Here is a 21,390-nt window from a genome sequence, read left to right on the forward strand (position 1 = left end):
ATCCATCGGCACGACGTCGGATGGCTTGGTGGGCAGCGATATTCGGCCTCATGCTGGCGACCCCGGTTCCGGTGTCGGCGGACCCGGCGACCGGCTCCTACGTCGACGCCCTCGCCGATGCCGCACCGACACCGGCGCTGAACTGGACCGACTGCGAATCCGGATTCTCCTGTGCGACAGCGCGAGTGCCCCTCGACTACGCGCACCCACAGGACAGAGCCATCGATCTCGCGGTGATCAAACTCCCCGCCACCGATCCGGCCCACCGGATCGGCACCCTGTTCGTCAACTTCGGCGGCCCCGGCCGGTCCGGGGTGTCCCGGTTGCGGGAGCGTGCCCACTGGTCGTGGCTGTTCTCCGACGCCCTGCGCGCCCGCTTCGATCTGGTCTCCTGGGATACCCGCGGCGCCGCGAACAGCGCACCGGTGCACTGTTTTCCGGACGCGACCACGCAGCAGATCTTCTTCGCCACCTATCCCCCGATGCCCGGCACACCCGAGACGGAACCGCCGTTCTTCGCCGCCGCCAAGACCCTCGCGGACGCCTGCGCCGAACGGGCCGCGGATCTGCTGCCCTACCTGTCTACCGAGAACACCGCCCGGGATCTCGACCTGCTGCGCCGGGCCGTCGGCGACGACAAGCTGACCTACCACGGGATTTCGTACGGCACCTATCTGGGCGCGTTGTACGCCAACATGTTTCCCGGCCGCGTCCGCGGTCTGGTGCTGGACGGCTCGATGGACTTCCGCGGCAACGCCTCCGGAATCGACGCGCAGGCCGCCGACCTGCCCATCGACACCCGCCAGGACGTCGCGACCGGCATCGCGGCCAGCTTCGACGCCATGCTCGACGCCTGCGTGGCGGCCGGGAACTCCTGCGCCTTCTCCGCGGGCGACCCCCGCGAGAAGTGGCAGCGGATCCTCGAACGCGTACGGCGCGAACCGATCTCGTGGGACGGCAAACGCTACGACTACGGCACCGTGGTGGCCGCGGCGGGCCAGCTGGCCAATCCGGCGAGCTGGCCGCAACTCGCCGCCACCCTGCAACTTCTCTACGATCTGCGCGATACCCCGTATCTGCCGACCGATGTGCTCGCCGAGACCGCGACCCTGATGCGGCAGGTGGCCGACATCGGCTCCGGCAGTGCGGCGGGCCCGGGCGGCACCGGCGCCAACACCTACGACGACAACTACACCGAGGCCTTCCACGGCGTCCAGTGCGCCGACAGCCGGGTGCCGCGCGACGAACACCGCTACAGCGCCCTCGCGCTCAGCGAGGACCAGCGGGTGCCCGTCTTCGGCCGCCTCGGCGTCCTGGACGCGTTGACCTGCGCCTACTGGCCGGAGAACGCCGTGCGACCCTATTCCGGCCCATGGAATCGGCCGACCGCCCCGATCCTGGTGATCAACAGCCGCAACGACCCCGCGACGCCGCTGGCCGGAGCCGCCGCCGGCGCGGCGGAACTGGCGGACGCGCGGCTACTGGTGGTCGAGGGCACCGGGCACAGCAGCATGTACGTGCACAGCACCTGTTCGGAGGCCGCGAAGCGCGAATACCTCACCACGGGAACGCTTCCGGCCACCGGCGCGACCTGTCCGATCGACGGCAATCCGTTCGGTTAGAGCGACGCCGCGGCCCGGGCGGGATCGCGAACATCGATTCCCGCCTCGGCCCACGCGTCGCGCAGCGCGGCCGCGCCGCGAATCCGCACCCACGCGGCCTCCGTCGCCGTAATCGGCTCCACCGTCAGGAACCGCACGGGCTCAGCGGGTTCCGGCAGCGTCACCTCGGGGATGTCGCTGGCGCCCAGCAGCACCGCGGTGAACGGCGCGTTGGTCCACAACGGTTCTCCCAGATCGAGCAGCGCATCGGCCTGCAGCACAACACCTTCCACCGCGGGCGTCGCCACCAGCACGCCCAGCGTGCGGGTCAGCCCCGAGCCCGCGCCCGCGCCGCCGCGCAGCGTGAGCACCAGCTCCGCGCGCGGACCGCGCACCGGATCGGCCAGCGCCGCCGCCGGATCCGTCATCGGATGCCGGGAGCCGCCCAGCGTGGTGTAGTGCACGAACTCGCCGTCCGGGACGCGCAGGATGTCGATGGGCTCCAGACCCAGGAACGTCACCGACGCCGCGTCCGCGGAGTCCACCCCGAAATGACCGAGCACCGCGGCCCGGACCTGATCCAGTACCTCCATGGATCTAGATGGCCAGCCTGGCGAGCATGTCGCGCGCCTGCTCGGCCGTCTTCGGGTCGCACAGCACGTCGTAGCGGCCGGCCACCAGCTGCATGGTGGAGGCGAAGTCACGCTGGCCCCGGGTCGCCGCGTACGGGATGGACGCGGAGATGAGACCGAAGATGATGCCGCCGACCAGACCGACTACCAGCGGGCCGACGGCCCCGCCGGAGGTGAACATGCTCAGCAGCAGGCCCAGGAACAGGCCCAGCCAGGCGCCCGACACCATGCCGCCGCCGATCACCTTGCCCCAGGTCAACCGGTACAGCACCCGCTCGACCTGCATGAGGTCCACACCGACGATCGTCACGCCCTCGACCGGGAACTGGTTGTCGGCCAAATAGTCGACCGCCCGCTGCGCCTCCGCGTAGGTTGGGTAGGAGCCGATCGGCCAGCCCGAAGGCGGCGTCGGCAGGCCCGGACGGCCCCGGCTCGCATTCCCCATGGGATTCGTCATGACTCCATCATGCTATTTCGCATCCACGGCCGCAGGAGCGAAACACGTGGTTCGCGCCATTCCGGCGGCCCTGCCTTTATCAGCGATCACCTGAGCCATTTTGGCGCTGGCCTCGTCGATCATCTCGTCACCGAGCATCACCGCGCCCCGCGCGCCACCGTCGGCGGAGGTGTGAAAGGCATAGGCGTCGAGGATCTCCTCGGCCCGGTCGTAGTCGGCCTGGCGCGGGCTGAAGATCTCGTTGCAGGCGGTGATCTGATCCGGGTGCAGCACCCACTTGCCATCGAAACCCAGTGCGGCCGTGCGGGATGCGTTGCGGCGGAAGCCGTCGATGTCGCGAACCGCCAGATAGGGGCCGTCGATGGCCTGCAGGCCGTGGGCGCGCGCCGCCAGCAGGATCGTCATATAGATGTGGTGGTAGGCGTCGCCCGGCTCGTAGCCCTCGGGCTGCTCGCCCACCACCAGGGTGCGCATATTGATCGAGGCCATGAAGTCAGCGGGCCCGAAGACCAGGGTCTGCACCCGTGGGCTCGCGGTCGCGATGGCGTCGATATTGCGCAGCCCGAGCGCGTTCTCGATCTGCGGTTCGATCCCGATCCGGCCGACCGGCAGTCCGTTGGCCTTCTCCAGCTGGGTCAGCAGCAGGTCCAGGGCCTGCACCTGGCCGGCGTCGGTGACCTTGGGCAGCAGAATGGCGTCCAGCTCCGAGCCCGCGCCCTCCACCACGGTGATGACGTCGGCGTAGGTGTACTCGGTGGTCCAATCGTTGACCCGCACAACGCGAATCTGTGTGCCCCAGCCGCCGGAGTTGAGCGCGGCCACGATGTTCGCCCGCGCGGCCGCCTTCGCCGCCGGCGCGACCGCGTCCTCGAGGTCCAGGAACACCTCGTCGGCGGCCAGTCCCTTGGCCTTCTCGATCATGCGCGGGTTGCTGCCGGGGACGGCGAGGACCGATCGGCGCGATGTCATGGCTCACTCCTTCACGTGGCGCGACATTTCGGACGCGTTTGACCCACTAGCCTTACCAAACATGGCAGCGACGAAGGTTTTCGCCGCCCGGTTGGCGGGCTTGGTGGTACTGGGACCGGATGGCGAGTCTATCGGCCGCCTCCGCGACATCGTGATCTCGATACGCTATGACCGCCAGCAGCCCAGGGTGCTGGGCGTGCTCGTCGAACTACCCACCCGCAAGCGCATTTTCGTGCCCATGCTCCGGGTCCAGGCCATCGAGCCCGGCGCGCTCACCCTCACCACCGGGACGATCAGCGTGCGCCGCTTCGAGCAGCGGCCCGGCGAGTTGCTGGCCATCGCGCAGATTCTCGACTCCACCGTCCGCGTCGCCGATCCCGAGCTGCCGCAGCTGGCGACCGTCGACGTGGTGGTGGTCGACCTGGGCATCGAGCAGGGCCGCACCCGCGACTGGGTGGTCTCCCGGGTCGCCGTGCGCGAACGCCGCCGGCTGGGCGTGGGTTTCGGCCGGCGCGGCGCGGTACACGTCGTCGACTGGGCGCAGGTGCGCGGCCTCACCCAGACCGAGCTGAACCTGCCCGGCCAGGACGTCACCCAGCTGCTCGGCCAGTTCGAGGGCATGCGGCCCGCCGACGTCGCCCATATGCTGCGCGAACTGCCGCTCAAGCGCCGCATCGAGGTGGCGGCCGCCTTCGACGACGAGCGCCTCGCCGACGTGGTCCAGGAGCTGCCCGAGAACGATCAGGTGGAACTGCTCGAGCAGCTCGGTGTGGAACGCGCCGCCGACCTGCTCGAGGCCATGGACCCCGACGACGCCGCCGACCTGCTGGGCGAACTGCCCGCCGGCGAGGCGGAATCGCTGCTGGCGCTGATGGATCCGGAGGACTCCGAACCGGTCCGCCGCCTGCTCGAGCACGCGCCCTACACCGCCGGTGGTCTGATGACCCCGGACGCGGTGGTCCTCACCGCCTCCACCACCGTGGCCGAGGCGCTCGCGCGCATCCGCGACCCCGAGCTCACCCCGGCGCTGGCCTCCATGGCCTTCGTGGTGCGCCCGCCCACCGCCACCCCGACCGGCCGCTACCTGGGCTGCGTGCACTTCCAGCAGCTGCTGCGGGAACCGCCCGCGAACCTCGTCGGCGGCATCGTCGACACCGATCTGGTGCAGCTGCGCCCCGAGGCCCCGCTCACCGCCGTGACCCGATATTTCGCCACCTACAACCTGGTGTGCGGACCGGTGGTGGACGCGGAGAATCATCTCTTGGGAGCCGTCACCGTCGATGACGTGCTCGACCACCTGCTACCCGAGGACTGGCGCGAGCAGGACGAAGACCACCACGATGCGCACGGCATGCCCGTGATCGAAGGGACGGGAGGCCGCGCATGAGCGAACGGCTCGAGAAGCTCAGCGCCCGCCAGCGTTTGGAGACCCCGGTCGAGAGCCGCTTCCGCGGATTCGACTGGGATGCCGAGGCGATGGCGCGCACCAGTGAGAAGGTGGCCCGCTTCCTGGGCACCGGCCGTTATCTGGCGATCCAGACCGTGATCGTCGTGGTGTGGATCCTGCTCAATGTCTTCGCGCTGCGACTGCAGTGGGATCCGTATCCGTTCATCCTGCTGAACCTCGCGTTCTCCACCCAGGCCGCCTACGCCGCGCCGCTGATCCTGCTGGCGCAGAACCGGCAGGACAATCGCGACCGGGTCTCGCTGGAGGAGGACCGGTCACGAGCGGCCCAGACGAAGGCCGACACCGAATTCCTGGCGCGCGAACTCGCCGCCCTGCGACTGGCCGTGGGCGAGGTCGCTACGCGCGACTACGTGCGCCGGGAGCTGGACGACATCAAGGAATTCCTGGTCAGACTGGAGAAGCTGACCGTCGGCGACGAGATCGCGAAGGTCAAGAAAACAAAGAAGAGTACCGATCGTAAGCCTGATGAGGTCGCAATTTCGGCACAAAAAGATGGCGACTGACCCCTGAAGTTGTTCCGTACCAGCTGACTGATGGGTAACCTGGATCACGTTGTTCCGAGCGACCGACCCAGACACTGCCCTGGCATGAGTGTCAGCACGGGCCCCGGCCGCACGACTGAGGGGATTGTGTGGTGGCGAAGCGAATTTCTGCTCCGGTGACAGCGTCGGCACTTCTGATAGCGGGCCTGGTCACCGCCGGTTCCGCCACCAACACGACCGTCCACACCGAGGCTCCACAGGCCGCGCCGGACGCACTGCTGGCGGCCGCCTCCGCGCGCAACGCGAGCGTGAGCACTCCCGCCGATACCCCCTCGGACCAGACCGTGGGCCTGGTTCCGGCGGCTCCGGAGCCTCCCCGCAAACTCAGCGCAATGACCCCGCCCGCCGACGGCTCACCCCTGTTCGGCGGCACCGTGCCGCTGCGGGACATCGCACTGCCCGGCGGCAGTGGCGTACTGGGCATTCCGGAGATCGTGCTGGCTGCCTACCGCAATGCCGAACTGGCGCTGCAATCTTCCGACCCGAACTGCCATCTGCCCTGGTACCTGCTGGCCGGCATCGGCCGCATCGAGTCCAATCACGCCAACAACGGCCGCACCGACGCCGCGGGCACCACGGTCTCCCCGATCTACGGCCCGGCCCTGGACGGGACGCTGCCCGGCAACGAGATCATCAAGGCCTCGGACGGCAGCTTCGTGCGGGCTATCGGCCCCATGCAGTTCCTGCCCAGCACCTGGTCGGTGTATGCCGCAAATGGAAAGGGCAGCGGGACACCGGATCCCAACAATGTCTTCGACGCGGCACTGGCGGCGGGCAAGTACCTGTGCTCGGGCGGCATGGACCTGGCGGATCCGCAACAGCAGCTCCGGGCCGTGCTGCGCTACAACAATTCGGTGTCCTACGCGGCCAACGTGCTCAGCTGGGCCAACGCGTACAAGACCGGCGGCGCTCCGCAGCAGGTGAGCATCTCGCCGGATCTGGTGCCCAACAACTACGTTCCGGTCAACGGCCCGGATATCTCGGTGGCCTCCACCACGATTCCGGCCAGCGAGTCGCCCGACGCCACGCAGCAGACCACCACCACGCCGTCGCCGACCCAGGTGATGATCACCATCCCGGGCCTGCCGCCGATCCCGTGCGGCATCTTCTGCCCCGCCCCGGTGGCGCCCGCGAATCCCTGTGAGCAGGTGACGGTTCCGGCGCAGCAGCAGCCAGATCAGAAGGCCGACAAGGTCCCCGGCGACCCGGCGGCCGACACCAAACCCGGGGACGACACCAAACCCGGGGACGAAGCCAAGCCGCAGGACGGCAAGCCGAACGAGCAGCAGTTCGGGCCCGACGGCCGGCCGATCGTCAAGGATCAGCCCGCGGTCACCACCTGCAACACGCAGCCGGGTCAGCAGAATCAGAAGCCGCAGGATCAGCCGCAGCAGGCCGTCCAGCAACCGCAGGATCAGCAAACGGCCACGCCGTCCAAGACGCCCGCGCCCGAGCCGGCGACCCCGGCCGACACTGACCCGGACACCACCACGACCACCACTCCGGCGCCCGGTATCACGCTGCCCTTCGGCATCACGATTCCGTTGCCGGCGCCGGCTCCCGCACCCGTCCCGTAACGATTGCGCGATTCGCGAGTTCCGTGGCGCCGCCCCGGAACTCGTGTCTGACTTGCGATTCCTTCAAAATTCGAGAGTTGATCACGAAGGGGTAACAAGAAGGTCTCGGATACGGTAACGTGGCATCCATTGCATCACCCCGGTATCAGCCGATGGCAATGGAGGGTCACCACACAGTGGGTCGTCACCGCAAACCCCCGGTCCCGAAAGTTCGCCGTGGATCGGTCATCGCATTGACCGGGCTCGTGCCCGCCGGACTGGCCACAGTTACCGGAGCCGGCGACGGGAACATCGCCGACAAGATCGCCGCTACCTTCCAGCACCAGCTGTCGAGCGACAGCGAGGAACAGCTACCCAGCCCCGAGGCGGCCGCACTCCCGCCGGCCGCCGCCCCGGAGCCGCTGCTGCACGAGGCCAAACAGGTTGCGCCCGTTGGCCCTCCGGAAGTGAAGGCCGTCGCCCAGCCGGACGGCCGGGTGCCGTCGGCACGCCCCGCCGGGCCGCTCGGTATGCCGGGCGTCGCAAAGGACGCGTACGAGAACGCGGAACGCGTTCTGGCCGTGGAGAATCCCACCTGCAATATGCCGTGGAACCTGCTGGCCGGCATCGGACGGGTCGAATCCACCCACGGCTACGGCAAGATCGACGACAACGGCTATCCGCTGCAGTCGGTCTACGGACCCGTCCTGGACGGAAGTCTCTACGGCAACAATGTGATTGCGACCGCCGACGGCGGCGACCTGGACGGCTTGTCCGGCAGCTACCGCCGCGCTGTGGGCCCCATGCAGTTCCTGCCCGAGACCTGGCGCAAGTACGCGGCCGACGGCAACGGCGACGGCGTCGCCGATCCGCAGAACGTGTACGACGCCGCGCTCACCGCCGGCAAGTACCTCTGCTCGGGCGGCCTCGACATGCGTGATCCGGGCCAGCAGACCCGGGCCATCCTGCGCTACAACAACTCCATGGCCTACGTCGCGAACGTGATGGCGTGGGAGACCGCCTACGGCTCCGGGGTCAACCCGTCGCCCGCCGCGCTGCCCCGCATCTAGACCACGCTCCTGACCACGCCGCATACACCCGCCCCCGGTATAAGCGGAGGGCGAAAACGGCACGGCCGAGACCGCTCCTAGACTTGGGCCCATGCCAGTGGTTACGGAATCGGATGTGCGGGGCGCGCTCGCGAAGGTGAACGACCCGGAGATCCGGAAGCCGATCACCGAGCTGGGCATGGTGAAGAGCGTCGAGGTCGGCGCGGATAGCAGTGTCCACGTTGTGATCTACCTGACGACATCGGCCTGCCCGATGAAATCCGCCATCCAGGAACGGGTCACGAAGGCCGTGGCCGACGTGGCCGGGGTCGGCGCCATCACGGTCGACCTGGATGTCATGAACGACGAGCAGCGCACCGAGCTGCGCCGCAAGCTGCGCGGCGACGCCGCCGAACCGGTCATCCCGTTCGCCCAGCCCGGCTCGCTCACCCGCGTCTACGCGGTTGCCTCCGGTAAAGGCGGGGTCGGGAAATCCTCGGTCACGGTCAATCTCGCCGCCGCCATGGCCGCCAAGGGCCTCTCGGTGGGTGTGCTCGACGCCGACATCTACGGCCACAGCGTGCCGCGCATGCTGGGCACCGACCAGCGGCCCACCCAGGTCGAGCGGATGATCATGCCGCCCATCGCGCACGACGTGAAGGTCATCTCGATCTCCATGTTCACCCAGGGCAACACGCCCGTGGTGTGGCGCGGCCCGATGCTGCACCGTGCGCTGCAGCAGTTCCTGGCCGACGTCTTCTGGGGCGACCTGGACATCCTGCTGCTGGACCTGCCGCCGGGCACCGGCGACGTGGCCATCTCGCTGGCCCAGCTCATCCCGAACGCGGAGATCCTGGTCGTGACGACCCCGCAGCTGGCCGCCGCCGAGGTAGCCGAGCGCGCGGGCTCCATCGCCCTGCAGACCCGGCAGCGCATCGCCGGTGTCATCGAGAACATGTCCTGGCTGGATCTGCCCGACGGCAGCCGCATGGAGCTCTACGGCGCCGGCGGCGGTCAGACCGTGGCGGACAACCTGACGCGCGCCATCGGGGCGAACGTCCCCCTGCTGGGCCAGATTCCGATCGAGCAGCAGCTGCGCGAGGCCGGCGACGAGGGCACCCCGATCGTGCTGCGCGCCCCCGAGAGCCCCTCGGGCAAGGCCCTGCTCGACATCGCCGACAAGCTGGCGGTGCGCCGCCGCGGCCTGGCGGGCATGTCGCTGTCCATCGACACCACCCGCCACCTGTAGCAGTCCACGATCAGGGAGCCCTCGGCACGCGATTCGCCCGAATCCGCGCCGGGGGCTCCCCGACTTTGTTCTCCCTTTGGGAGAGTGCGGAATTCGACGGCGGGTTTCCGCCAGGGGTACGGGCGGACGGGGGTGCGGGCGGGCCCTAAGCTCGGGGCATGCTCACGATGCTGCTGTACGTGCTGATCGTCGGATTGGTCGCCGCGCTGCTGTTCCTGGTGGCCAGTGCGATCTTCGGACGATCGGAGGAGCTCGGGCCGCTGCCGGAGGGGACGACCGTCACCGCGCTGCCCGCGGCCGGCATCAGCGGCTGCGATGTGCGGGCGCTGCGCTTCCAGCAGGTGTTCCGCGGATACAAGGCCGGCGAGGTGGACTGGGCCCTGACCCGGCTCGCCGCCCGCATCGACGAACTCGAGGGCGAGCTCGCCCGCGTGAACGGCGGGGAGTCCGCGTCGGAGGCGACCGCCGAGCCCGGTGCGCAGCCGGGGTCGGGTGAGCCGCCTGCGCCGCGGCGGATCGCGGACTCGGACGGCGAGGTCGCCGTGCCGCGGGTGCTCCCGGCCGAAACCGCGGTCCCGGCCGAAAACGGCGAAAAGCCAGGTGCGCGGTGACCGCGGACATCGGGCCGGACGCGAGTACCGACGGACTGATTCGATGCGGATGGTCGGAGGGTTCCCAGCTTTATCGGGATTACCACGATCAGGAGTGGGGACGCCCACTGCACGGCGATGACGCGCTATTCGAGCGAATGTGCCTCGAGGCGTTTCAGTCGGGGTTGGCGTGGATCACGATTTTGCGCAAGCGGCCCGCCTTCCGGACCGCATTCGAGGGCTTCGCGATCGAACGGGTGGCGGGGTTCGGGGACGCCGATGTGGAACGCCTCATGGCGGATCCAGGCATTGTTCGCAACCGAGCCAAAATACTGGCCAGCGTCCACAATGCGCGGGTTGCCCGCGATCTCGGCGAGAGCCTGGACGCGCTGCTCTGGTCCTATGCGCCGACCCCGCGGAAGCGGCCGCGGAGCATGTCCGATGTACCCGCTGTCACAACCGAAAGCACCGCTCTCGCAAAAGAACTCAAGCGGCGCGGGTTCAAATTCGTGGGACCCACGACGGCGTACGCACTCATGCAGGCGACGGGGATGGTAGACGATCACATCGCCGATTGCTGGGTGAATGTGAGTACTCGCTGAACGCCACGACGGTCGGTTTTTGGAACTCAGGTACCCGCCTCGATCCGCGATAGGGAAGAATGGGCATGGTGTAGCCCGCCACATGCCGGCGGGCTGCCTGGTTGGTGACAACTGGAGTTCCATGAAAGTGCGCAGCAGACCGCGCAGATCTGGAGGGAGCAGAGGATGGCGGCCATGAAGCCCCGCACCGGGGACGGTCCCCTCGAGGCAACCAAGGAAGGGCGTGGAATCGTGATGCGGGTTCCACTCGAGGGTGGCGGGCGTCTGGTCGTCGAGCTCACGCCGGATGAAGCCGCGGCGCTCGGTGACGAACTCGTCAAAGTCACCAGCTGATCGATCGACTCGCCGGTGCCGGTGAGCCCTACTCCCGGGACTCTCAGGGGCTTCGCCCCCGAAACCCCTCGAGAATCCCGGGGGCTCCCAGGCTCACCGGTACCACGGTGAACAACAGCTCATATCCCCCCGAAGTCGGCACTGCCGAGCCATCCTCCGCGGATCGGCTCCTGGCCTGTGCCGACCTGCTGGCCTGCCCACAGTGCGGCGGGCCCCTCACGGCCCCCGTCGCGGGCGACCCCATCGCCCGCGCTCTGCGCTGCCCGGACGGCCACAGCTTCGATCTGGCCAAGCAGGGCTACGTCAGCCTCCTCACCGGCGCGTCCACCAAGATGACCGGCGACACCCCGGCCATGCTCGACGCCCGCACCGCCTTTCAGGCCGCCGGCCATTTCGCTCCGATTGCCGCCGCTCTCGCCGCGGCCGTCGCAGCAGGCATCCCCGGTATCGGCCGTGAACTCCACCCCGCGGCCCCACCCGAACCCCCCATCACCACTCCGCACCCCGTAACCGACGCCGACACACCAGTATTCGGAGCGGAGTCCCCGGCGGCTGCCACCCCCGCGGCCCTACCGCGGGCCGATGCGGTCGCGAATCGGACGAGCTCCCATCACCCACGCGAAACCGGCTCAGCCGCGTCGGCTCGTGCCGAGCGCCATCGTCCCGGAAGCACCGCGCCCGGAAGGTCCGTCGCCGCGTCCTCCGCAGCCCGGCTCGCCGCCACCCTCCTGTCAGCGCCCGCCGCACCCGCATCCGGGCACGCACCTTCGGCGGTGCTCGAGATCGGGGCGGGGACCGGGTATTACCTGGGTGCGGTGCTGGATGCGGTGGCCGGGGCGCGGGGGGTGGCGCTGGACGTGTCGAAGGCGGCGGCTCGGCGGGCGGCGAGAGCGCATGGGCGGGCGGGGTCGGTGCTGGCGGACGCGTGGCGGGGGTTGCCGGTGCGGGACGGGGTGATGGGGGCGGTGGTATCGGTGTTCGCGCCGCGGAATGCCGAGGAGGTGGCGCGGGTGCTGGCGGCGCAGGGGCGGTTCGTTGTGGTGACGCCTACCGCGCGACATCTGGGTGAGCTGATCGAGCCGCTCGGAATGGTGAGTGTGGATGCGGCCAAGGAGAATCGGCTGGCCGAGTCGCTCGGGGAGCGGTTCGAGCTGGTGGGGCGGGACGCGGTCGAGTACGAGATGGCGCTGTCGCACGAGGATGTGGCGAATGTGGCGGCCATGGGGCCGTCGGCGTTCCATCTGGCCGAGGGGCGCGCGGAACGGATTGCGGCCCTGCCCGATCCGATGCCGGTGACCGCCTCGGTGACGATCTCGGTGTATCGCCTTCGCTGAATCCGAAACTCTCCCAACGTCGTTCGTGGAGCGATACCCGGCGGCGGTCTCGGGACGCGGTTATCTTGGCGGTGACTGCGGACGGTTCGGGAGCAGGCCGAGCAGGTTGTGGACCAGGGGGCGGTCGTCGCCCGCCCGGGTGGCGATGTAGATCGTTGTGGCCGCGCCGGTTTCGGCGAGCGGGATGATGCGGACCGAATCGGGGGCGGTGAAGGTGGCGCTGCGCGGGGCGATGGTGACGCCGAGGCCGGCGGCGACCAGGTACAGGATGATGGTCCAGTTGGTGGCCTCCTGGACGATGCGCGGGCGGCGGCCGGATTCCAGCAGCGGCGCGAGGTTCTTCTCGTAGGCGAGTCCGCCCGCGACGCGCGGGAAGAAGACGAGCGGGTGGCCCGCGAGTTCGGCGCCGGTGATCACGGCGCGCCCGGCGTCGGGATGGTCAGCGGGAAGGACGGCCACGAACGGCTCGGTGATGAGCGGGACGGTCACCGTGCCGGGCCGGTCGTCGGGGTCGCGGACGATGGCCATGTCGAGGGTGCCGCTGGCGAGACGTTCCATCAGGTGGCTGGTGAAGCCTTCGACCAGATCGACCTGCACGAGCGGGAAGCGTTCCCGGAATTCACGGACCCCGCGCAGCGGTTCGAGCGGCAGCACCGAGGGGACGAAGCCCAGATAGAGCGTGCCCTGACTGCCCTGCCCGACGCGGGTGACCTCGGCCAGGTCGCGTTCGGCGTGGCCGAGCAGGGCGGCGGCGCGCTCGCGCAGCACGAGGCCGGCGGGGGTGAGGGCGACGGTGCGTGAGGTGCGGTCGAAGAGCCGGGTTCCGAGCAGGGTTTCCAGGCGCTGGATCTGCTGGGTGAGGGCGGGCTGGGCGATGTGCAAGCGGGCGGCGGCCCGGCCGAAGTGCAGTTCGTCGGCGACCGCCTGGAAGTAGCGCAGGTGCCGCAGCTCCACACCGGGGTTCATAAGCTGATCATATCGATCGCAGCTATCAAGTATTGGACGTTATGGTTCGACGTTCGACATGCTTTCGTGGTGACCCAGCAGCCGGAAGCCCGCGCCCCCGAACTCGATTCGATCGTGGTCGCGCCGATGTCCTCGCCCGCCGACGCCCGCGCCTTCAAGGACCTGAACCTGGAGTGGATCGAGACCATCTTCTCGGTCGAGCCCGCCGACCTGGCCACCCTCGACAATCCGCGGGCCATCGTCGAGCACGGCGGCGAGGTGCTGATCGCACGGCTGGACGGTGAGGCCGTCGGTTGTGTCGCCCTGGTCCAGGAGGAGCCGGGCGTGTTCGAGCTGTCGAAAATGGCGGTGTCGCCGCGTTTCCGGGGCCGCGGCATCGGCCGCGTGGTGCTGGCCACCGCCATCGAGCGGGTGCGCGAGCTGGGTGCGACGGAGTTCTTCCTGGCCAGCAATGCCCGGCTGGCCAGTGCCGTGCACCTGTACGAGGACATGGGTTTCGTGCACGTGCCGCCCTCGGAACTGCCGCCGAGTCCTTATGACCGTGCCGATGTGTTCATGCGGTATCCCCTGACCGCCTGACCCGGCGCCCAGCTACCCCTTGCGGACCTGGTCGTAGATGCGCGCGGTGCGCGCCGCGATCCGGTTCCAGTCGAAGGCGCCGATCGCCCGGTCGCGGCCGGCCACCCCCATCGCGGCGGCCATGACCGGGTCCGCCGCAACGGTGTTGACGGCGCGGGCCAGTCCGCGTTCGTAGTCGTGGGGCGCGGTCTCGTCGTAATGGACCAGCCGCCCGGTCTCACCGGGCACCACGACCTCGGGAATCCCGCCCACATCGGAGGCGACGACCGCGGTTCCGCAGGCCATGGCCTCCAGATTGACGATGCCCAGCGGTTCGTAGACCGACGGGCACACGAAGACCGTTGCGGCCGCGAGCACCTGCCGCACCAGCTCGGTGGGCAGCATCTCCTTGATCCAGAACACGCCGTCGCGGTCGCGCCGCAACGCGCGCACCGACTCCGCGACCTCGGCCTCCATGGCGGGCGTGTCGGCGGCACCGGCCAGCAGCACCAGCTGAATGTCCGGATCGAGGTGCCGGGCCGCGGCCAGGAGGTGCGGGACGCCCTTCTGCCGGGTGATGCGCCCGACGAACGCGGCGATGGGCCGCTCCTGCGACACGCCGAGTTCGGTGAGCACGTCGCGCGAGCCGGCCGCGGGTCCGCCCGGATGCCAGACGTCGGCGTCGATGCCGTTGTGCACCACGTGGACTTTGGCGGGATCGATGTCCGGGTAGGCGGCGAGCACATCCTCGCGCATCCCCGCGCTCACCGCGATGACCGCGTCGGCGTGGGTGATGGCATTGTGTTCCGACCACGAGGACAGCCGGTAGCCCCCGCCGAGTTGCTCGGCCTTCCACGGCCGCCGCGGTTCCAGCGAATGCGCGGTCAGCACATGCGGAATCCCGTACAGCTGCCCGGCCAGATGCGCCGCGAGTCCGGTGTACCAGGTGTGCGAGTGCACCACGTCGGCGAAGTTCGCCGCGTCGGCCATGCGCAGCTGCGCGGACATCATCTGCAGCGCGGAGTTGGCGGCGTACAGCATCGGATCCGGTTGGTGCACCACGGCATCCGTGCGCGGCACCCCCATGCAGTGCACGGTGACATCACACAGCTCCCGCAATCGCGGTACGAGTTCGGTGACGTGCACCCCCGCCCCGCCGTACACCTCGGGCGGGTATTCGCGGGTCATCATGGCCACTCGCAGTCCGCGAGCGCCGTCCGCGCGGTAACTCACGGGTCCAAACTAGACGTTAGCTCGGGGGCTAACCAATCGACGCGGCCCGCAAGATCGCGATGAACACGGCACATGCTGGACATTCGGTGTTCGGTCGCACGCGGTAGTTTCAGGGGTGTGAGGAGCCAGCCGCACGTACTCGGGATCGTGCTCGCCGGTGGCGAGGGCAAGCGACTCTTTCCGCTCACCAAGGACCGCGCCAAGCCCGCGGTTCCCTTCGGGGGCGCGTACCGGCTCATCGATTTCGTACTGTCGAATCTGGTGAATGCGGGTTACCTGCGTATTTGCGTACTGACGCAGTACAAGTCGCATTCACTGGACCGGCACATCTCGCAGACCTGGCGGCTGTCGGGCTTCGGCGGTGAGTACATCACCCCGGTGCCGGCGCAGCAGCGGCTGGGCCCGCGCTGGTACACCGGCAGCGCGGACGCGATCATGCAGTCGCTGAACCTGATCTATGACGAGGACCCCGAGTACATCGTGGTCTTCGGCGCGGACCACGTGTACCGGATGGATCCGGAGCAGATGGTGCAGGCGCACATCGACTCGGGCGCGGGCGTGACGGTGGCGGGGATCCGGGTGCCGCGCAGCACGGCGAGCGCGTTCGGCTGCATCGATTCCGACGAATCCGGCCGCATCATCGGCTTTCTGGAGAAGCCGGTGCATCCGCCGGGCACCCCGGACGATCCGAACGTCACCTACGCCTCCATGGGCAACTACGTGTTCACCACCAAGGTGCTGGTGGACGCGATCCGCGCGGACGCCGACGACAACGACTCCGACCACGACATGGGCGGTGACATCATTCCGAGCCTGGTGCGGTCGGGCGCGGCCGCGGTCTACGACTTCTCCACCAATGTGGTGCCGGGCGCGACCGAGCGCAGTCGCGGCTACTGGCGTGATGTCGGGACCATCGACGCCTTCTACGAGGCGCACATGGATCTGGTGTCGGTGGATCCGGTCTTCGACCTCTACAACAAGCACTGGCCGATTCGTGGTGCGGCCGAGAATCTTCCGCCCGCCAAGTTCGGGCGCGGCGGCCTGGCCCAGGAGTCGATCGTGGGTGCGGGCAGCATTCTGTCGGCGGCGACGGTGCGCAATTCGGTGCTGTTCTCGAATGTGCTGGTGGAGGACGGCGCGACGGTGGAGGGCAGTGTGCTCATGCCGGGCGCGCGCATCGGCCGGGGCGCGGTGGTGCGGCACGCGATTCTGGACAAGAACGTGGTGGTGTCGGAGGGCGAGATCATCGGCGTGGATCTGGACCGGGATCGGGACCGTTTCGCGGTGAGCAATGGCGGTGTGGTGACCGTCGGCAAGGGTATCTGGGTCTGACTACCAGGTGTATCAACTCGTCCGGGCGCACGGGCGACACGGATAAGAGTGGACAGTCGGACGACTGTGGTCCGAAAATCTGTGCATATGGAGCGCCGCCGCCGACGGGCCGCGCGGGAGGGATCATCATGCGCCGTCCGGCACGTGTCGTCACTGCCATCACCTGTCTCGCCTTGACCGCCTTGTTGTCCGGATGCGGTAAGTCCGGCACCGCGGTCGCGGGTGAGCTGGATGTTCGCACCCTGGACACCGGGACCTATCCGGTGAACCACTACACCTACGACCGCAACAACGGCGGCAAGGGCAACACCCTCGAGGGCATCCGCATGACCGCGGCCGTCGCCCCGGCGGTCAAGATCGACTCGAAACTCAATATCGGCCGCGGCGGCGTGGTGCTGTCCTCGGTCGACGACGTGGTCAACGTCAGCCACCTGTCCTCCGCGGTGAAGAGCGTGCTCAACAACCGCGGCTTCGTGGCCGGCTTCGCGGCCAGCGGCTCGGACCGGGAGGACGTCGACGACAATCCGGATCCGAACGGCACCACCATCACCACCCGCGTGCTGCGCTTCCCGACCGCCGACAGCGCCAAGCTGGCCGCCCGCGAACTCGAGGACGCCGACTTCAATGTCGCGCTGAACGCGAACCAGAAGCTCACCCTCCCCGACTATCCCGACGCCTACGCGCACTGGCGGCCGGGCGTGCCGAACATGGGATTGACCATGGCGCGCAAGGACTTCGTGATCTCGCTGTTCATCCTGCGGCCCAGCGCCGACCAGAAGGATCTGCTGTCCTGGGCCAAGAAGACCCTCGACGCCCAGGTCCCGACGCTGGACGCCTTCCAGGAGACCCCGAACGACCAGATCTCGCAGCTGCCGGTCGATCCCGATCGCCTGCTGGCCCGCACCCTGGTGACCGACCGCGACAAGAAGACCGTCGACGCCGACAATTTCGCGGTGTTCCCGGCCAATTGGCTCATCCTGCCCTCCGACGACATGACCTACTGGACCAAGCTGGTCGCCGATTTCGGCGCGGACGAAATGTCCAGCGCCGACGGCAATTTCGTGATCCGGCTGCGAGATGCCATGGCGGCCCCGGATTTCGTGACCGGCATGATCAGCAATCTGCAGGAGACCGCGACCAGCGGCCCGGACAAGGTGCCGGACACCAAGTGCGTGCACCGTAACTCGGACAAGACGCCGAGCCGCTGCTATGTCCGCTACAAGCAGTACGTGGGCGTGGTCAACGGGACCAATGATTCCGACGCCCAGAAGAAGGCAGCCGCACAGTACGCGCTGCTGGCCAACAGCCTGTAGCGGAGCCGTTGCGGCGCTTCAGAACCGGAGGATGCCCGCGTCCAGCGAACGCCACGCGGCGGGCCTGGACGCGGACCTGGAGGCCCGCTCCCCGGCGCACCGGCGGCACTCCGGTTCCGCTGCCGCGCAGTCGTTCTCACAGCCGTCGGGGCGCGCCGGGGCGACGCTGCGCGAGACGGCATGCCCGGTGCGGGTGAGCCCGCTGCGCGGTGAGCTGTCGTCGCGGAACCAGTAGTCGCGAAAGCCGAACGGCTGCAGCAGGGCTCGCAGGAAGGCCGCGCCGTCCTCGGGCAGCACGGTGCGGTTTTCGCCGAGGAGGTCGACGCCCTGGTGGTACCAGACGCGGGCGACCAGCCCCTCGACCGGGTCCACCGCCCGGAAGGTGGCGCGCCCATCCGCGGCGAGCCGGAATTCGGCGATGCGCCGCCACTGCCCGGCCTCGCGGAAGTACAACCCGACCACGGCCGGGATCCGCTGCCCCATGGGTACCCCCACTCGTCGAACTATTCCCGTGGAGTATCCGCGGCGACGGTCCGGAAACCTCTACGCGACCGTTCAGTTCGGATAGCCGGGTACCGGCGTGCGCGCCCCGCAGAACGGTTCACACGTGCTGGTCGTGGTGGGCACGTAGCGCGACGCGTGGTCGTCGAAACGGGCGCCGCTGATCAGGAGCAGTACCAGCAGCCCCACGAACAGGATGCCGCCGAAGAAAACCAGTGCGGGCCAGAGCCATCCCGTTGGCAGGTGTACCCCGAGGGCCAGTCCCTCGAACATATCCCCCACCTCCTAGCAGAAAATCGATCCCCTACTGCGTACCACCGCGTCACCGCCCGAATCCAGACCTCAGCACTGCCCCTGCACCGCCCACCCTGCCCGATCGCCGTACCCACACCGGCAACCGACGATTCGCTGTCGGACGGCCATGATGGCGGATGTGCGAACGGCCGCCCCCGATACCCGGGACGGCCGTTCGCGGAGGCTTCGCCCTCAGGCGGAGTGGAGATCTCGGCGGCGGAACGCGATCAGCCCCACCGTGAGCAATGCCACGTCCACCAGGAGCAGAATGACCAGCGGGGTGCCGGTGAACGGTTCGCCGGGCAACTTCGGCGCGTGCTCGAAGGGGTTGAGATCGCGGAACCATTGCGGCGCACCGGCCAGTGAGCCGAGCAGGAAGACGGCGATCGCGGCGGTCAGGAAACCCCAGACGACCGTGGTGAAGCGCGGCAGCAGGCCGAACAACGCGACGGTGAGCCCGACGAAGCTCCATACCGCGGGCACCTGCACCAGCGCGGCCCCCATCGTCCACCCCACCTTGCCGCCGACATCACCCGCGGCACGACCGTAGATCAGGCCCGCGAGCAGACCCGAGACCGCCAGCGCCAACACCGGGCCGAGCAGCGCGAAGGTCAGATGCGAAGCCACCCAACGGGTTCGGGAGACCTGGCCGGTGAGTACAGCTTCCGCGTGCGCGGTGCTCTCCTCGGCGTGCAGCCGCAGGGCCGCCGACACCGCGTAGGCGGCCGCACCCACCGCGACCATGGTGAAGGCATAGCTGATCAGGGACTTCTCCAGCGATTCCGAACCGCCCATGCGGGTGATCAGATCTCGGATGGTCTGACTGCTGCCCAGCTGATCGCCGACGCCGTGGGTAATGCTGCCGATCATCAACCCGTACAACCCGAGTCCGACCGTCCAGGACAACAGCGTCCCGCGCTGCAGCCGCCAGGCCAGTCCCAGCGGACCGGCCAGCGCGGGCCCGGCCACCAGCGGTCCGGGCCGTTCGGCGATCAGACCCGCACCGGTATCGCGGTGTGCCAGAAGGTAATACGCGATGACGGTCAGCACGACCGCGGTGAGCACGTGCAGCCCCAGCACCGCGAAGTGGTCGCCTGCGAACGGCCGCACCTGCAGCGACCAGCCCTGCGGCGCCATCCAGGTGAGCGGGCTGGTCGGCCCGGCCGCGGAGCGCACGTCACCGATGGCACGCAGTGTGAACGTCACGCCCAGCACCGCGAAAGCGATGCCCCGCGCGGTCCGCGCGCCGGCGGACAGCTGGGCGGCGACCGCCGCCACCGAGGCGAACACGATGCCCGACCCGGCCAGCGCCAGCCCGAAGGCCAACGATCCCGACTTCGGCACGGACGTGCTCGCGATGCTGGCGTATCCGATCAATCCGGCGAGCAGGGCCCCGCCGTAGGCCACGATCAGCGCGGCGGTCAGTCCGGCGAATCGCCCGACCCGAGTGGAAGCCAGCAGCTCGGTGCGCCCGGTCTCCTCGTCGGCGCGAGTGTGCCGGATGACGGTCAGGATGGTTGCCACGGCGATGAGCGTGTAGAACATCCCCGCCTTCCAGATGCCCGCCGCACCCAGGCTGCTGTCGTTGTATATCGGCCCGTACATGGCCAGCTCGGCCGGGTTGGACAGGACGCCGTTGGCGAAATCGTGGAAGTCGGAGGGCTGGTGGTAGAGCTTCTGGATACTCTTGACGTACACGCTGCCCAGCGGCAGCGACAGCAGCAGAATCCACAGCGGCAACACGATCCGGTCGCGCCGCAGATACAGCCGCAGCAGCTTCCCGGTCCCGGTGAAATCCGCCGCGAATGCCGGTGTTTCGAAGGTGCGCGGTGCGGCGGCGGTGACGGCGGTCATTTCGACACCTTCTCAGGTTCGCGCTCGTCGGCCGCGCCCCGATCGTCGAGCGAATAGTGGCGCAGGAACAGTTCTTCCAGCGTCGGCGGCTGGCTGACCAGGCTGCGCACCCCGGCGTCGCCGAGCACCCGGATGAGCTCGCCGAGGTGCTCGCTGTCCACCTGGCAGTGCAGGGTGTGGTCCTCGATGCTGATGTCCTCGACGCCGGGAATGCGACTGAGATCCCCGGGGCTGCCGATCATTTCGGCGGTGATGGAGGTGCGCGACAGATGCCGCATCTCTGCCAGCGTGCCGGTTTCGACGGTCTTGCCCGCTCGGATGATGGTGACCCGTTCACACAGTCTCTCCACCTCGGACAGGATGTGGCTGGACAGCAGCACCGTGGTGCCGCGCGCGACCGCCTCGGCCACACACTCGTTGAACACCTGCTCCATCAGCGGGTCCAAGCCGGAGGTCGGCTCGTCCAGCAGGAGCAGCCGCGCATTCGACGAAAAGGCCGATACCAGAGCGACTTTCTGCCGATTGCCCTTGGAATAGGCGCGCGCCTTCTTGCTCGGATCCAGCTCGAACCGCTGGATGAGCTCGGCCCGGCGCTGCTGATCGATACCGCCGCGCATGCGCGCCAGCAGGTCGATGGTCTCGCCGCCCGACAGCGACGGCCACAACGTGACATCGCCTGGCACATAGGCGATGTCGCGATGCAGCGAGACCGCGTCGGTCCACGGGTCCCGCCCCAGCACCACGGCCTCGCCGGAGGTGCGGGTCAGAATACCGAGCAGGACGCGGATGGTGGTGGACTTGCCCGACCCGTTCGGGCCGAGGAAGCCGTGCACCTCGCCCTCGGTGACCTCGAGGTCGAGGCCGTCCAGGGCGCGCACCCGCCCGAAGTGCTTGTGCAGATCCCGGACTTCGATCACCGGGGCAGCAGAGACGTTCATCGAATCTCCTTGCAGGAAA

General features: G+C 68.8%; 22 protein-coding genes. 13 read left to right on the plus strand and 9 right to left on the minus strand.

The window, feature by feature from the left end; genetic code table 11:
• Positions 1 to 50: 50 nt before the first annotated feature.
• A complete protein-coding gene (locus ON33_RS23060; protein WP_245550674.1) occupies positions 51 to 1,622 on the plus strand; it encodes an alpha/beta fold hydrolase in 1,572 nt (523 codons plus the stop codon).
• Here ON33_RS23060 and ON33_RS23065 read toward each other — a convergent pair.
• From ON33_RS23065 to ON33_RS23075, 3 genes are read right to left on the minus strand one after another with little or no spacing between them, the layout of a single operon-like run.
• Positions 1,619 to 2,194: a suppressor of fused domain protein gene (locus ON33_RS23065; RefSeq protein ID WP_040861139.1), complete on the minus strand. Its 576-nt coding sequence runs from the start codon at positions 2,192 to 2,194 to the stop codon at positions 1,619 to 1,621. The two genes, ON33_RS23060 and ON33_RS23065, sit on opposite strands and share 4 nt — an antisense overlap.
• A gap of 4 nt (positions 2,195 to 2,198) precedes the next feature.
• The gene (locus ON33_RS23070; protein WP_040861140.1) at positions 2,199 to 2,690 is read right to left on the minus strand and encodes a YflT domain-containing protein; all 492 of its coding nucleotides are present in this window, start codon (positions 2,688 to 2,690) and stop codon (positions 2,199 to 2,201) included.
• 12 nt (positions 2,691 to 2,702) lie between these two features.
• Entirely contained in the window at positions 2,703 to 3,659 is a 957-nt protein-coding gene (locus ON33_RS23075; RefSeq protein WP_040861141.1) for an HpcH/HpaI aldolase/citrate lyase family protein, read from the minus strand.
• 61 nt (positions 3,660 to 3,720) lie between these two features.
• On the opposite strand from ON33_RS23075, the gene ON33_RS23080 reads away from it, so the two are divergent.
• The 9 genes from ON33_RS23080 (at position 3,721) to ON33_RS44470 (ending at position 12,382) form a co-directional block, all read left to right on the plus strand.
• Positions 3,721 to 5,046, plus strand: coding sequence for a magnesium transporter MgtE N-terminal domain-containing protein (locus ON33_RS23080; protein WP_040861142.1), 1,326 nt, complete (start codon positions 3,721 to 3,723; stop codon positions 5,044 to 5,046).
• The gene (locus ON33_RS23085) at positions 5,043 to 5,630 is read left to right on the plus strand and encodes a DUF1003 domain-containing protein (RefSeq protein ID WP_040861143.1); all 588 of its coding nucleotides are present in this window, start codon (positions 5,043 to 5,045) and stop codon (positions 5,628 to 5,630) included. Before ON33_RS23080 ends, ON33_RS23085 begins: the two co-directional genes overlap by 4 nt.
• A gap of 131 nt (positions 5,631 to 5,761) precedes the next feature.
• Positions 5,762 to 7,246 carry a lytic transglycosylase domain-containing protein gene (locus ON33_RS23090; RefSeq protein ID WP_040861144.1) on the plus strand — a complete coding sequence of 495 codons (1,485 nt, stop codon included), beginning with the start codon at positions 5,762 to 5,764 and terminating at the stop codon, positions 7,244 to 7,246.
• A 176-nt stretch (positions 7,247 to 7,422) separates the two neighbouring features.
• The gene (locus tag ON33_RS23095; protein WP_040861216.1) at positions 7,423 to 8,295 is read left to right on the plus strand and encodes a lytic transglycosylase domain-containing protein; all 873 of its coding nucleotides are present in this window, start codon (positions 7,423 to 7,425) and stop codon (positions 8,293 to 8,295) included.
• Between the two features lie 91 nt (positions 8,296 to 8,386).
• Positions 8,387 to 9,523 (plus strand): Mrp/NBP35 family ATP-binding protein, encoded by a 1,137-nt coding sequence (locus ON33_RS23100; RefSeq protein WP_040861145.1) that lies wholly within the window; start codon positions 8,387 to 8,389, stop codon positions 9,521 to 9,523.
• 158 nt (positions 9,524 to 9,681) lie between these two features.
• A complete protein-coding gene (locus tag ON33_RS39890) occupies positions 9,682 to 10,134 on the plus strand; it encodes a DivIVA domain-containing protein (protein ID WP_083869217.1) in 453 nt (150 codons plus the stop codon).
• Positions 10,131 to 10,715 carry a DNA-3-methyladenine glycosylase I gene (locus ON33_RS23110; RefSeq protein ID WP_281033232.1) on the plus strand — a complete coding sequence of 195 codons (585 nt, stop codon included), beginning with the start codon at positions 10,131 to 10,133 and terminating at the stop codon, positions 10,713 to 10,715. The genes ON33_RS39890 and ON33_RS23110 overlap by 4 nt, the downstream gene beginning before the upstream one ends.
• A 165-nt stretch (positions 10,716 to 10,880) precedes the next feature.
• Positions 10,881 to 11,048, plus strand: coding sequence for a DUF3117 domain-containing protein (locus tag ON33_RS39895; protein WP_083869218.1), 168 nt, complete (start codon positions 10,881 to 10,883; stop codon positions 11,046 to 11,048).
• A gap of 107 nt (positions 11,049 to 11,155) precedes the next feature.
• Entirely contained in the window at positions 11,156 to 12,382 is a 1,227-nt protein-coding gene (locus ON33_RS44470; RefSeq protein ID WP_051152672.1) for a putative RNA methyltransferase, read from the plus strand.
• Between the two features lie 60 nt (positions 12,383 to 12,442).
• Here the strand turns inward: ON33_RS44470 and ON33_RS23120 are convergent, their stop codons facing one another.
• Positions 12,443 to 13,348, minus strand: coding sequence for a LysR family transcriptional regulator (locus tag ON33_RS23120; RefSeq protein WP_051152673.1), 906 nt, complete (start codon positions 13,346 to 13,348; stop codon positions 12,443 to 12,445).
• Positions 13,349 to 13,417: 69 nt separating this feature from the next.
• On the opposite strand from ON33_RS23120, the gene ON33_RS23125 reads away from it, so the two are divergent.
• A complete protein-coding gene (locus tag ON33_RS23125; RefSeq protein WP_218001498.1) occupies positions 13,418 to 13,927 on the plus strand; it encodes a GNAT family N-acetyltransferase in 510 nt (169 codons plus the stop codon).
• A gap of 12 nt (positions 13,928 to 13,939) precedes the next feature.
• On the opposite strand, the gene glgA is transcribed toward ON33_RS23125, so the two are convergent.
• Positions 13,940 to 15,109, minus strand: a complete 1,170-nt coding sequence (glgA, locus tag ON33_RS23130) for a glycogen synthase (RefSeq protein WP_040861222.1) — start codon at positions 15,107 to 15,109, stop codon at positions 13,940 to 13,942.
• A 147-nt stretch (positions 15,110 to 15,256) separates the two neighbouring features.
• Between glgA and glgC the strand changes: the two genes are divergently transcribed.
• Both glgC and ON33_RS23140 read left to right on the plus strand, forming a co-directional pair.
• A complete protein-coding gene (glgC, locus tag ON33_RS23135) occupies positions 15,257 to 16,471 on the plus strand; it encodes a glucose-1-phosphate adenylyltransferase (RefSeq protein WP_040861146.1) in 1,215 nt (404 codons plus the stop codon).
• A 128-nt stretch (positions 16,472 to 16,599) separates the two neighbouring features.
• Positions 16,600 to 17,784, plus strand: coding sequence for a DUF7373 family lipoprotein (locus tag ON33_RS23140; RefSeq protein WP_040861147.1), 1,185 nt, complete (start codon positions 16,600 to 16,602; stop codon positions 17,782 to 17,784).
• Positions 17,785 to 17,802: 18 nt separating this feature from the next.
• On the opposite strand, the gene ON33_RS23145 is transcribed toward ON33_RS23140, so the two are convergent.
• The 4 genes from ON33_RS23145 to ON33_RS23160 form a co-directional block, all read right to left on the minus strand.
• Positions 17,803 to 18,279: a hypothetical protein gene (locus tag ON33_RS23145; RefSeq protein WP_157184682.1), complete on the minus strand. Its 477-nt coding sequence runs from the start codon at positions 18,277 to 18,279 to the stop codon at positions 17,803 to 17,805.
• 60 nt (positions 18,280 to 18,339) lie between these two features.
• The gene (locus ON33_RS23150; protein ID WP_040861149.1) at positions 18,340 to 18,558 is read right to left on the minus strand and encodes a hypothetical protein; all 219 of its coding nucleotides are present in this window, start codon (positions 18,556 to 18,558) and stop codon (positions 18,340 to 18,342) included.
• A 213-nt stretch (positions 18,559 to 18,771) separates the two neighbouring features.
• A complete protein-coding gene (locus tag ON33_RS23155) occupies positions 18,772 to 20,433 on the minus strand; it encodes an ABC transporter permease (RefSeq protein WP_040861150.1) in 1,662 nt (553 codons plus the stop codon).
• Positions 20,430 to 21,371, minus strand: coding sequence for an ABC transporter ATP-binding protein (locus ON33_RS23160; RefSeq protein WP_040861151.1), 942 nt, complete (start codon positions 21,369 to 21,371; stop codon positions 20,430 to 20,432). Before ON33_RS23160 ends, ON33_RS23155 begins: the two co-directional genes overlap by 4 nt.
• Positions 21,372 to 21,390 lie beyond the last annotated feature (19 nt).

It is taken from the genome of Nocardia niigatensis NBRC 100131 (assembly GCF_000308655.1).
Classification (GTDB): domain Bacteria; phylum Actinomycetota; class Actinomycetes; order Mycobacteriales; family Mycobacteriaceae; genus Nocardia; species Nocardia niigatensis.